This is a genomic window from uncultured Alistipes sp. (assembly GCF_963931675.1).
Lineage (GTDB): Bacteria > Bacteroidota > Bacteroidia > Bacteroidales > Rikenellaceae > Alistipes.
In genome coordinates this window covers 41835-54393 of sequence record NZ_OZ007039.1, presented here as the reverse complement: position 1 = coordinate 54393, position 12559 = coordinate 41835, and the positions used below count along the sequence as shown (strand labels likewise).

8 protein-coding genes are annotated in these 12559 nt (G+C 51.8%); 7 read left to right on the top strand and 1 reads right to left on the bottom strand.

Going from position 1 to position 12559, the window contains the following annotated elements:
* Nucleotides 1-9: 9 nt before the first annotated feature.
* From ABGT65_RS00230 to ABGT65_RS00210, 5 genes are all read left to right on the top strand, one after another.
* Nucleotides 10-1782, top strand: a complete 1773-nt coding sequence (locus tag ABGT65_RS00230) for a hypothetical protein (RefSeq protein ID WP_346699200.1) — start codon at nt 10-12, stop codon at nt 1780-1782.
* A gap of 21 nt (nt 1783-1803) precedes the next feature.
* Entirely contained in the window at nt 1804-3684 is a 1881-nt protein-coding gene (locus ABGT65_RS00225; RefSeq protein WP_346699198.1) for a hypothetical protein, read from the top strand.
* Between the two features lie 30 nt (nt 3685-3714).
* Nucleotides 3715-7038: a DUF5107 domain-containing protein gene (locus tag ABGT65_RS00220; RefSeq protein ID WP_346699196.1), complete on the top strand. Its 3324-nt coding sequence runs from the start codon at nt 3715-3717 to the stop codon at nt 7036-7038.
* 2 nt (nt 7039-7040) lie between these two features.
* Nucleotides 7041-8723, top strand: coding sequence for a sialidase family protein (locus tag ABGT65_RS00215; protein ID WP_346699194.1), 1683 nt, complete (start codon nt 7041-7043; stop codon nt 8721-8723).
* Between the two features lie 607 nt (nt 8724-9330).
* A complete protein-coding gene (locus tag ABGT65_RS00210; RefSeq protein WP_149873922.1) occupies nt 9331-10326 on the top strand; it encodes a transposase in 996 nt (331 codons plus the stop codon).
* A gap of 541 nt (nt 10327-10867) precedes the next feature.
* Here ABGT65_RS00210 and ABGT65_RS00205 read toward each other — a convergent pair.
* A complete protein-coding gene (locus ABGT65_RS00205) occupies nt 10868-11515 on the bottom strand; it encodes a HigA family addiction module antitoxin (protein WP_346699192.1) in 648 nt (215 codons plus the stop codon).
* 286 nt (nt 11516-11801) lie between these two features.
* Between ABGT65_RS00205 and ABGT65_RS00200 the strand changes: the two genes are divergently transcribed.
* Together ABGT65_RS00200 and ABGT65_RS00195 are read left to right on the top strand one after the other, a co-directional pair.
* Nucleotides 11802-12098 (top strand): helix-turn-helix domain-containing protein, encoded by a 297-nt coding sequence (locus tag ABGT65_RS00200; RefSeq protein WP_278817728.1) that lies wholly within the window; start codon nt 11802-11804, stop codon nt 12096-12098.
* 12 nt (nt 12099-12110) lie between these two features.
* Nucleotides 12111-12473, top strand: coding sequence for a hypothetical protein (locus ABGT65_RS00195; RefSeq protein ID WP_346699190.1), 363 nt, complete (start codon nt 12111-12113; stop codon nt 12471-12473).
* The last annotated feature ends 86 nt before the right edge of the window (nt 12474-12559 follow it).

The window sequence follows — 12559 nt, the reverse complement described above, 5'->3', positions numbered from 1 at the left end:
CCGGAGCCTGTGGATACGGAAATCACCTCGATTCAGGAGCTCAATGCGGATGAAGGATTCCTCAATTCCCATGCGAACGAGTGGCAAAACAGCCTGCTCGAAATGAATTACCGGTCGTTTATCACCCTGGAGAGTCCGCTCCTGTCGGCCGTAAATGCCCGTTATCCCCGTATCAAGAAGTTGAAGGATGGATCCTATCTGTTGATCTACCAACAAGGGATGACGGCTCACGACGTGTACTATGCCCGCAGCAACAATCTGACCTCCTGGCAGAATGTCGAGGAGCAGCTTTTTGCAAAAACCGACATGAACCAGTATGAAAGCACGGTATCGGACCGCGTACTCTTCTCGTCGGCCGATGCCATTGTGCTTGATAACGGGGATATTCTGGCTTTTGCCTCCTTCCGGCTCAACAAGGGGTACCTGCTCAACCCGCTTAACAACGGGATCATGATGCGCCGCTCGACCGACAACGGCCGGACCTGGTCTCCGACGGAGGTCATTTACCGGGGTACGACCTGGGAACCCTCCGCCCTTCAATTGTCGAGCAAGGAGGTACATCTCTATTTTACGGATGCCGATCCGCTTATCGGTAATTCGGGAACCTCATTGCTCCGTTCTACGGATCGGGGTGCAACCTGGACCGCCGTGGGTAAGATCATTCGGCAAAAGGCCGGTGTGGCCACCGACGGCTCCGGACAAACGATATTTACCGACCAGATGCCTGTGGCCATTCAATTGAACGGTTCGGAACGGATTGCCGTCGCATTCGAGTCCCGATTCGGGCGTACCGGAACCTCGGAAGATCGATACCATCTGGGCCTGGCATACACGTCGGACAACTGGGCGGCAGGACCTCCTGCCGGGGATGAGGACGGTCCCGCCGAACGTCAGAGCAACCTGTTCCTGGATGAAGCCGCACCCTATCTGCGGCAGTTCCGTTCGGGAGAAACCCTCCTCTCCTGCAACATCAACTATATGTTCAACATGCGTCTCGGCGATTCCAAAGCCTGGGAATTCGGCCAGCCGATGCAGGCTTTTCCGGGCCGGGGCTCGTGGGGATCCGTCGAATTGATCGATGACCATACGCTCGTCGGTGTCTTTCCTGAGGCTTTCACTCAGACGATTGATGGAACGCAGACGGACTGCGCCCGGATCCAACTGGCCAAATTCGTATTGAATCACCGCATCAATGCTTCGGAGTTCACCCCCGAAATCATCGGCAGCAGCAAGGGATGGACCCATGTACAGGATGCGCTCTTCATCGGCAGTGTCTCGGAAGCCCAGGCCGTATTCCGTTTTGCGTATGACGCCGAGAATCTGTATTGCCTTGCCGAGCGGCTGGACAAGAACCTCTCCGGGACCGACGGCCTGGAACTCATGATTCAGAGCGGAAATGCCACGGGAGATCCTTTGATCGTCAAGATCACTCCTGATGCTGCAAGCGGTACGCTGGTATGCGGGAATCAGGACCTTCAGATGGGTGCAACCGTGCTCGGCACCTTCGATGAAACGGAAAACGACCGTGGATATGTCCTGGTTGTCGCCATCCCCCGCAGCAAACTCAATACGACGATGGATCGCATCCTTTTCAACGCCGTATTGCACGATGCCGCCGGTGACGATACGTTCTCGGGACTGACGTCTTCCAACTATGAAAAATGGCTGCCGGTAGAGCTCAAAGAGCCTTCCGAACCCCAACCTGAGCCCGAACCGGGCGATAACGACAACGGTCAGGGCCCCCAGTGGAACAATGGGGAAGAGATTAATCCGTGGAAATAAACGACTCAAAAATTCAAGCTCATGAAAACTCGTCATATTCTGACTATTTTCGCGCTGTCCTTCGTTTTTGGCTCATGCTCAAGTTACGAAGAGACCGATGCGATTCCCGAATCTCTACAAGCGGAGTCTGTCATCGGCATATTGAATCCGCGGTCGCGGACCTCGTTGGATCTCTCGCGGAATGTCGTATGGAATTCCGGGGACCGGATCCGTATTTTCGGCGCGACCGTTCCTGCAGGGGCCGTTTACACGACGGCATCGGACAATACCCGTACCGGGATTTTTTTACCGGAGGACGAACAGAAGGTTGTAAATGATGCGCTTCGTTATGCCGTTTATCCGGCTGATGCGGCGTCCGGGACCCTTGAAGCGAGTTCGCTCACGGTCGATTTCTCGGCCTTGGCGGAGCAATCCTATTATTCGGCGCTTGGCGGAGGAACCGGCATTTCGGCATTGCCGATGGTTGCGAGATCGGAAGACAATGCCTTCTCGTTCCAGAATCTTTGTGGCGGCGTACAATTGCAGATTAACGATTATCAATCGCTTGGGATCAAGATCAAAACCGTGGTCATGACGGCCTCCGGAGGCGAACAGATCACGGGGCAGGCTTCGGTAGACCTCGAATCCGGGACGGTTACATTGGGATCGGACGGCGATCGTGCCTCCGTAACGGTGAATTGCGGTGACGGTGCCAATATCTCTTCCGGCGGGGACTTGACGAAAAATACGGGATTCGTCATTTTCCTTCCGGCTGCGACCTACGACGGTTTCGAGTTCGTCATTACCGATACCGAGGGCCGCTGTTATGAGATTGCAACCCGGCAGGCCGTAACCGTAACCGCCGGAGTCGTTTCACCTTTGAAACCACTGCTCTTAACGCTCTATTACGGTTCAGCAAACTGTTACCGGACGACAGGGGCCGGAGAAGTCGAAATAGACGTGACCCCCTATTACACGTTCGATGAAAAACTTACGCATGAGAATCTGAAATGCCTCAACAGTTCCGGAGCTGCAGTCGGACTCCCGGCCCGGTCTCGGATTATCTGGCAACAGCCTGCGACCGATGAATCCGGAGATGTGATTTCGACCCCTTCGCTTGACAATACGACACTCCGGGTCCCGACAACCGGGAAAAAGGGCAATGCCGTAGTTGCCGTATGCGATTCCGAGGGGACGATTCTCTGGTCGTATCACGTTTGGGTCAGTGATGCCGAAGACATCGCCTGGAAAAACGAGGCTTTGGGCAACTTCCACATGCTCGACCGGAATCTGGGTGCAACCTCTACCGCACAAAAAGATCCCAACTCCTACGGACTCTTTTATCAGTGGGGGCGTAAAGACCCGTTGGCTCGGAATCTGACGGCCCAGCGTCCCTCCGGAAGTCCTTATGAGAGTGAACCGAGCGCTCTGGAACAGGTTCTCGAAGCGACCGCCGAAACCGGGACCATCGCTTATGCTACGCAACATCCGGATACTCGCCTGCTTGCTGCCAACGACTGGCAGATTGCGGGCCGCATCAATGCCCTGTGGGGAAATGCGGACGGAACGATCGAGGAGGGAACGGGTGTCAAGACCGTTTTCGACCCGTGCCCTGCAGGATACCGCGTGCCGGAAGAGTTGGCCTATGCCGGTCTGACCGACAAGGACAAGGGAAACTGCAACAATCAATACGGACACATGTTCGATGTCGATGGAAGCGGAACGACTTCGTATTTCCCGACGACTGGCTATCTGGATAAGAATAAGGATGTCGTTAAATACCTGGAATATCGCGGTTATTTGTGGACCAATGTTCCCGGAGCAACGGGTTCCTACTATTTCTATTACAACAACGCCAATTTGAACCGGACCGGGATGGATCGGGCTGCCGGGTGCTCGATCCGCTGTATCAAGATCGAATAGGACTGAAATACGAACGAGAAAATGAACAACATGAAAAGAATTGCATGTGCGGTGCTGTCACTTTTTGTCTGTGGTACGATTCCAGCTCAGAACGGACCTGTGAAATTGTGGGAGGGAACCCTCGCCATTCCGGCTTATCGGGTGAATCCTCCCGAGAAAGCGCCTCTTTTTGAACGGGATTTTGCCTATCAACGTGCCAAACGTGGGGTTTATCCCTATGCGATGAATGACAATCCGACCGATATCAAGACCGATACCGTATATCGGGCCTTGTATCTTGAAAACGACTACCTGAAGGTTTGCGTGCTCCCCGACATCGGCGGACGGCTGTTTTACGCCACGGACAAGACGAACGGGTACGAGATCTTCTATCGTCAGCACGTTATCAAACCTGCGAATGTCGGAATGCTCGGGGCCTGGATTTCGGGCGGTGTCGAGTGGAACGTCTTCCATCATCACCGGGCGACCAGCCAGTTTCCGATCGATTACAGGCTGGTAGACAACGGTGACGGTTCCAAGACGATCTGGGTCGGGGAGATTGAAAAGCGCCACCGCATGTCGTGGGCCATTGGCATGACGCTCTATCCCGACAGATCCTATATTGAAGTGAAGGGCCGTTTTTTCAACAACAGCCCCGATCGGAACTCCATGCTCCATTGGAACAACGTTGCGACACACGCCAATGAGAATTATCAGATCGTTTTCCCGGAAAACACCGAATTCGGGACCTTCCATCACAAAAACAGTTTCATGCGATGGCCTGTTCCCGATGCTCCGTATTGCGACAATCCGGACTACGTCGGCAAGGATGTCAGTTATTGGAAGAATCCTCCGGCGCTGATGGGCGGGTCGGTATTCGTATACGACCTTCAGGACGATTTCATCGCGGGTTACGACTATGGCCGGAATGCCGGAACGATGCTGGCCGGGAACCGCCATATCAACAAGGGTGGTAAATTCTGGACCTGGGGGCACATGAATTACGGTCATGCCTGGGATTGCGAGACCTTGACCGATGAGGACGGTCCCTACGTTGAGCTGATGACGGCGGCTTATTCGGACAACCAGCCCGATTACTGTTGGATCAACCCGTATGAGATGAAGGAGTTTACGGCCTATTGGTATGGCATTCGGGACCTGCAGCATGTGAATCGGGGCAATGAGAAGGCCACGGTCAACATGGAGATCAATCCCGACGGACGTCTGCATTTGGCTGCAAATGTTACTCAGATTCAACGGAATGCCCGGATCGTTGTGCGGCGAAACGGGAAGACGTTGTATGAAACGAAGGCCGATATTGCTCCGGACCGTCCCTTTGCCATCGACACCCAGGTGCCGGGAACGGAGGTCTCGGAACCTTCGGAGGTGACGATGTACCTGTACGATGCGGCCGGGAATGAACTGATCAGCTATCATCCGTACAAACTGGACCGGACGAAACCGCTGCCGGATCCGGTCACCCCGCTGAATCCGGACCCGAAGCGGGTTGCCAATACCGAAGAACTCTACTATCTCGGAATGCGGAACCTTCAGTTCCACAACGCCCATGTCGATCCCAACGACTACTTTTTCGAGGTGATACGCCGGGATCCGAGAGACGTACGGGCCAATACCCAGCTTGGCATATATTACCGCAAGCAGGGTGATTATGCCCAAGCCAAAAAATATCTTCGGAAAGCGCTCGAAAGGCAGACCGCCAATCAGACCCGGGTCAGCGACGGCGAATCGATGTACAATCTGGGGTTGGTCCTGAAGGCGGAAGGACGTTACGAGGATGCCGTCGATACGTTATACCGAGCGGCCTGGGATTATGAGTATGCCTCGGCGTCCTATTTCCAACTGGCGGAGATTTCGTCCATTTCGGGTGATCCGGTCCGGGCGATGCAGGAGGCACGGATGGCTGTCAACTACAACGGCATGAATCTGGATGCCAAAAATCTGCTGACGACCTTGTTGCGATACAGCGGCCGGTGTGAAGAGGCATCCGCACTTGCCGCCGAGGTGCTTTCGGTGGACCCGCTTAACTACTATGCCACCCATGAGCTGATGAAACTGGGGCAGAAGCCGAAAGAGGCCTTTGTCCGCTTGCTTCGGGATGAAAGCGAGTCCTATCTGGAACTCGGACTGTATTATTTGAACAATGGCTTTTACGAGGACGCGGCCGACATCCTGTCCGGCAACGAGGCGGTCTCCTCCTATCCGACCGTTGCCTATTACCGGGCGTTTTTGGCCGACAAAAAGGGCGATAAGGCGAAGGCGAAGGCTCTGTTCGAAAGTGCGGAATCCGCCTCCGTGGATTATGTCTATCCGTTCCGGCTGGAGACCGTTGCGGTGTATGAAAAGGCGTTGGAGTATTTGCCGTCGAGTGCCCATACGTGGTATTATTTGGGCAATCTCTATTTCCAGAAACAACCGGCCCGGGCGATGGAATGTTGGGAAAAAGCGGTTGAGATCAAGCCCGATTTTGCCATGGCTCTGCGAAATCTCGGCTGGGGTTGCCGATTCTTCAAGGAGGATTATCCCGCCGCAATTGAGTGGTATCGGAAAGCCATCGATGCCGACCGGGACGGAAATGCCATCTTCCTGGCGGAGTGCGATGAAATCATGGAACTCATCAACGCCCCCTTGAAAGATCGCTACGAACTCTTTGCTGGACGGGAGCGACTCTATGAAAAACGTTATGATTCCGAGACGAAGGCCATTCGGCAGCGGATTCTTCACGGAGAGTACGAAGAGGTGCTTGAACCGCTGCTGACGCGATTCTACAGTCGCCGGGAGCATATTGAAGACCTGCACGATATTTATGTCGATGCCTGTATGCTTTCCGGATTTGCCGCCTGGAGGTCGGGTGATTATCCGAAAGGGCTTGAATATATGTTGATGGCCAACGAATATCCCGCGAATCATGGTTATGCGCATTTGGAATATTATGCGCGGGATGCCCAGGTCTATTACAATATCGGCATGGCCTATGAGAAGGTCGGGGATCCGGACAATGCCCGGAAATACTTTGAAATGGCGGCCCGGGTCGAAGTCAAGGATGCCGATTGCATCTACAACTATGAAAAGGGCCTTGCCATGAAGAAACTCGATCCGCAGGCCGATGTGAACGCGATGTTCCGAGCGATTGTCCGCAACGGAGAAGCCGGTGTGACGGATTATGTACAACGCTTTTTCGAGAGTTTCGGCTATGGCGAGTATCCTCAGGATGTGAATTCGCGGGCCTATTATATGCAGGGAATCGGGTATAAGGCGCTTGGAAAGGATGCTAAAGCCCGGGAATGTTTCCGGAAAGCATTGGACCAGCGTAACGACCATGTTTGGGCCAACTATTATCTTGGGAAAATTCAGTAAATTTGTCGAATTCCGGAGAGGAATCTCCTCTCCGGAATTCCCTTGCTCATTTGCTTATGAACCGATCTTTGTTTTTGCCGCTGGCGGCTTTTTCCCTTTTGTTGTCCTTTTCGATGGATGCTTCGGAAAAGGGCGACGTGATGCCTGCACATGATTCACATGCCGGGGAGGAACGGCACAGTGTGCTCGAACCCGTTTATGAATACATGCAACTGATTCCGGCCTCGCATCTTCAGACCGATCGGACCGCCATATATCCCCGGATCAAGAAGATGGCGGATGGTCGTTACATCCTCTTTTGTCAGGGAGGTCAGATCGCTTCCCGGATCTATTGCTATACGAGCGATGATCTGAAAAACTGGAGCAAGGGCCGGTTGTTGTTTGAACCCCGGGAAATCGAGACGTCGAAAGGCCCCGACATGCGTTGTTATTCGACGGCCGATGCCGTTGTACTTGCCAACGGCGATTTGTTGGTCGTCTGTTCATTCCGGGCCTCGGCCGGATATAAATACGGCATCGGATGCGGAATTGTCCTGAAGCGCAGCCGGGATCACGGCCGAACCTGGTCCGACGAGCAGGTGATCTTCGAAGGTACCAACTGGGAACCGTATCTGCTGCAGTTGCCGGATGGCCGTGTGCAATGTTATTTTACCGATTGCCACCCGGCTACCCGCAACTCCGGGACATCGGTCATAACCTCTGCGGATAATGGCCATACCTGGGAGAATCATATGCGTGTTTGCCGCCAATACAAATACGACGACGGGGACGTGGCGATTTTTACGGATCAGATGCCCTGCTTCCGGCTCTTGAAGGACGGAACGACGCTTTTCGGATTTCTGGAGGCCCGGCTCGAACCGGAAGGCCCTTCCGGGAAGAGCGTTTATAGGATGTCGGTTGTCCGGAATCGGGGTTTTGACTGGCAGCCGCTTGGCGAGGAGAGTGCCGGACCTGCGGATCGTGAGACGAATGTCGTTGAAGGATGTGCCGGCTATGTGTCGGTTTTCCCGTCGGGCGAAACGCTGGTATCCTGTAATATCGATCGGATTTTCAGTTTGAAGATCGGAGACTGCGAGGGCCGTCGTTTCAACGGGCGGGCCTGGGATCGGGATTGGTTCCAGCCCTTTGCCGGGAAGGGATTTTGGGGAAGTCTGGAGCCTTTGGACGCTCATCGGGTCATTGGTGCGATGCATTGTGATGCCGGGATTCAACTTGGTGTGTTTTACCTTAATCATCGTATTGATGCGCCGCACGTAAATACTTTGTCTGACGGGAATATGCTGGATTGGAAGAGTCGTCACTCGCTGTTTATCGGAGGGGATTCGCCGTCCTGTGCTTTCTTCCGGGCCAGCCACGATGATTCGTTTTTCTATCTGTATGTGGATTACAAGGCGTGTTCGGATGATTTTTCGATCGATATGAAGCTGGATGCGCTTCCGTTGACGATCAAAGCGTCGGGGTTGACCGGTTCGAGAGAGGGCGTCAAATGGGTTGAGGAGCCGCTTTCGGGGCCTGAAGACCAGAACCGACATTTGAAAATAGCGATTCCCTTATCGCTGCTGGGGATTCATTCAGGAGATGAACTCCGGTTCAATGCGACTTTGCAGGATCAGAATGTCCGGGATACTTTTACTTTTGCCGATCCGTCCGATTCGGATACATGGATGAGGATCCGATTGCGATAATCCGTTGTAGTTTCGGCCTTTCGGGAAGATGGATCCGACCCTCCTCTGTTCTGTACTTGCGAACAACGACCGCTGCAGAAATCTGCTTCTGCGGCGGTCAATGTCTTCAAGATTGGAACTTTGGGCTTTTTCGGATCTTTTCGATGCCTTTCTTTGAATTGTCCAGCGGGGCGCCGCTTCGCAGATCCGCATATTGTTGATGGTCGGAACACGGTTGAGAGGCCCTTCATAGAAGCTGTACTTGTCGGGATGGCCCGGATCGGGATTTTTAGGGACTTCGAGTAGGAAGTGCTTGACCGGAACGTCAGATGCAACAGCACGGGCCAAACGGGCCGGATTTTTTTCTGGTTTTCAGGTTCGTTCCGGCTGAATAGGCCACAGGTAACCCGCTTTTCGATGCCTTTTTCTGCATTTCGGCCAAAATAAAAATCCCTGCAAACACCGGTTTGCAGGGATTCGGGAGGTTTTTCACGCTACCCCCCCCCTCTTGGTGGGGTAATGATGCCAAAATTGGTTGGTGGTATAAAATGTAACCGACATAATATTTGGTAGTTATAAGGATAAAATAGAGATTAGTAGAAACGGGTTTCTACTAATCTCTATTTTTATGTCAAAAAAACGAAAAATACGCTGTCCTCATTGTGGCTTTTTAGAGACAATAAAATGGGGTACTCGTAGCGGTTGCAGCCGCTATTATTGTAAGAATTGTGGCAGCTATTTTACGGATCGTCGAGACTGGATTTCCGATAAAAACAAGTTTATATGGTTCGCGCGTTGGGTTCGCGGTAAACAGCGTATTTGTGACCTTGCGAGTGAGAGCGGATACAGCGAACGCACCCTAAAAAGATACTTCTATCGGCTCTTGCCCCAGTGCCCTTTATGGCAGATACAGCGACGCGAGAAGGTAAATCTTCTGATCGACGGCACCTACTTCTCAAATAAGATTTGTCTGGTTGTATATCGGGATCACAACATCAAGATGACCCTCCTCTATCGCATAACCAGGAGTGAAACGCTGCGGGATTTGAAAGCAGACCTAACGGCTATACGCGATGTCGGCATTCAAATTGAGAGTGTCACCTGTGATGGATCTCCCAATATCATAAAAGCGGTGCGGGAAGTGTGTCCGGAGGCGATCTTGCAGCGTTGTACGGTACATGTAGCGCGAGAGATAGAGACGTGGATTACACGCAAACCACAGACCGTAGCGGCACAGGAACTCCTCGAACTGGTGCACTTGTTAAATGGAGTACAAACACATGATGAGGCACAGTTATGGATACGGGCTTTTATTGACTGGTATCGGCGACACGAACCATTTATCAATGAAAAAACCGTAGATGAGCTGTCGGGAAGATGGTGGTTTACGCATAAGATGCTGCATCGAAGTGTCTCGCATATCAAGCGTGCCATACCCGATCTGTTTTCATACACGCGATACCCTAATGTACCTAAATCTTCAAATTCTATTGAGTCGTTCTTCGGTCACTTGAAGGATAATTTAAGAATCCATCGTGGACTCTCGGAACAACATTTTAAGGACTTTGTAAAGTGGTATCTTTTCCTGAACAGCAATGATGGAATTATTAAGAAACGCAAATGACCAGAATCGTACAATTCTGGTCATTTGATCCAATACGACACCAACCACTTTTGGCATCATTACCCTTGGTGGAGAATACGATAACTGAACCCATATCGTAATCGCCAATATGTCAACGTGTTAAGATTGTAAAAATTTTTAGATACACCGAATAGGCCACAACCTTTTTTCGCTGTTTTCCCTTGTATTCACTTGGTTGTTACAAAGTTACAAAAAAATTTCTGATTTTGCAACCGAATTGGAAACGAACCTATTGATTCCTTGTCGAATTTCGAGGGTGATATGATGAGTTTAAATATAAATAAATCAATAGATTATCTTTTTGTTCGGTTCTGGATCCCAATCGGATATTTCCAAATCAAGTGATCCTGCGCTTTTCTGACATGAGAACATCTTGCTTGCCACCTTTTCGGTGTCCGTAGCGAAGGCTCAGGTTTGTACCTCCGACCAGACGGAAGGGGCAAACGATTCTTCGGACATCAGTATTCCGAGTGTCTCTTTCAACAGCGGCGTTACCGTTTCATAATGCAGGTAGCTATTGTCAGTCATTTTGCAATGTCGTGTTTATACGGTATGAGTTTTTCGGAGAATCGGTTTCGAGGGCCGCGAGAGTGGTGCCGTAGAATCGGGCAATCTCCGCTTTTTCTGTGTCATTACCTCGCTCCAGGACGCGGGCAATGACCGACTCGCGGTACCGGCCCCAGTCAAGTGTGTCGAAGTCAGTATCCCAGAACAGGGACCGACGAATTGCCGGTATCCCGGATATGGCACGGCTCTTTTGACCATTCTTGTATTCGGCGATCTCGTAGTATGTCTGAAGCAGCAGCAGGAATCCCTCTTCGTATCCGAATGCCTGCTCAATCTTCAACGCCATTTCGACCGTCAGATTGCGTCGCCCCGTAATGACGGCATTGAGCGTCTGACTGTGTTCTCCGATGGAGGCAGCAAACGACCGCTGACTGAGATTGCGTTTCTTCAAATCCCTGCCAATTATCTTGCCCGGATGGATGCCTTTCAATATGTCAATTCTGCTTTTCATGGCTTCATCTGCAAATATACGAAATGCAAACAGATTTGTTTGCAAATTTGTTGTATTTTTCTGATTTTGGAAGACCATTTTTTGTCTGAACAGTTGGTCACAGGACATCGTGTTGTTGTCGATGATGTTGGAAGCAATGCCGCTCGCCATACTTTCTTTGAATAGCATGAGCTTTCAGATGGTGTCCTTGCAGTAAGAACCGAACCTGAAAAGCTATTGTCTTATCGGCAAGTTAAGTGGTGATTTCCATTCCCAGAATGATGATTTTTGCCGATACCGGCAAATTATAGAAGTTTTGGTCCTGCTATCTGATGGACTGCCGGAGGCAAGAGTGGTTTGAGCCCCGGACAAGGAAAAAACATATAATTGATTCAAGCACTGATAAACGAGTTCCGGGATTATCCCATTTTTGCCGTGGAAACCAAACCCGACAAAGATGGAAAATCAACACACGGATGACCTGTCCCGCATTCTGCGGATGGTCGAAGAGATCCTCGAGATCGTACACTTCATGAAGGATCACCGGAGCCAGCTCGAAGGCGATCCGATCCTCGATTTTGCGGAGGTCTGTCAGTTGCTCCGCCAGAGCGAACGCCAGGTGCGCCGCTTCCGCGAACAGGGGCTGCTTGTCGGCTTCAACATCGGAGCCCGGCGCATGTACCTGCTCTCCGAAGTGCAGGAGTTCATCCGCAAGATGCGCCGCCGCGGAAAACTCGAATCGTTGAATCAATAAATCTTGTTACCCATGGAAACCAAACAAAATCCCCGCATCTATCGGCTTGTACCCTCCGAACAGCTCGAACGTCTCATCAAGACGAATTTTCTTTTGAGCAAAAGTTTGCTGCTGTTTGAATACCTGTGCAGTCAAAGCGACGAGCCGCTCTTCCTGACGGCCGATGCAGCCTGCGAAGTCCTCGGTATTCATCCCGAGACGCTGACCCGTTACCGTCAAAAACGGCTGATCCGCCCCACAATCTATCGAAGACAGTTCCTTTACAATGCCTATGATCTGCTGATGCTCGTTTATCGGATCAACCAGCGCAACCTGCAAAATGCACTGCGACGTATACCCAGGATTGTGATTGGTGGGAACGAGCATAACGGATGACGGAGAAACTGAAGAAGAATACACAAGTGCCGGCCTCGGGCCAAGATAGCAGCACGCCTGCACCTTGAAGCCCTTTTCGCACGATC

Excerpts from the sequence above, each read along its gene's own strand:
- ABGT65_RS00200 (WP_278817728.1), top strand. The coding sequence starts at position 11,802 with ATGGAAAATCAACACACGGATGACCTGTCCCGCATTCTGCGGATGGTC.
- ABGT65_RS00195 (WP_346699190.1), top strand. The coding sequence starts at position 12,111 with ATGGAAACCAAACAAAATCCCCGCATCTATCGGCTTGTACCCTCCGAA.
- ABGT65_RS00210 (WP_149873922.1), top strand. The coding sequence starts at position 9,331 with ATGTCAAAAAAACGAAAAATACGCTGTCCTCATTGTGGCTTTTTAGAG.
- ABGT65_RS00220 (WP_346699196.1), top strand. The coding sequence starts at position 3,715 with ATGAAAAGAATTGCATGTGCGGTGCTGTCACTTTTTGTCTGTGGTACG.
- ABGT65_RS00205 (WP_346699192.1), bottom strand. The coding sequence starts at position 11,515 with ATGGCGAGCGGCATTGCTTCCAACATCATCGACAACAACACGATGTCC.
- ABGT65_RS00225 (WP_346699198.1), top strand. The coding sequence starts at position 1,804 with ATGAAAACTCGTCATATTCTGACTATTTTCGCGCTGTCCTTCGTTTTT.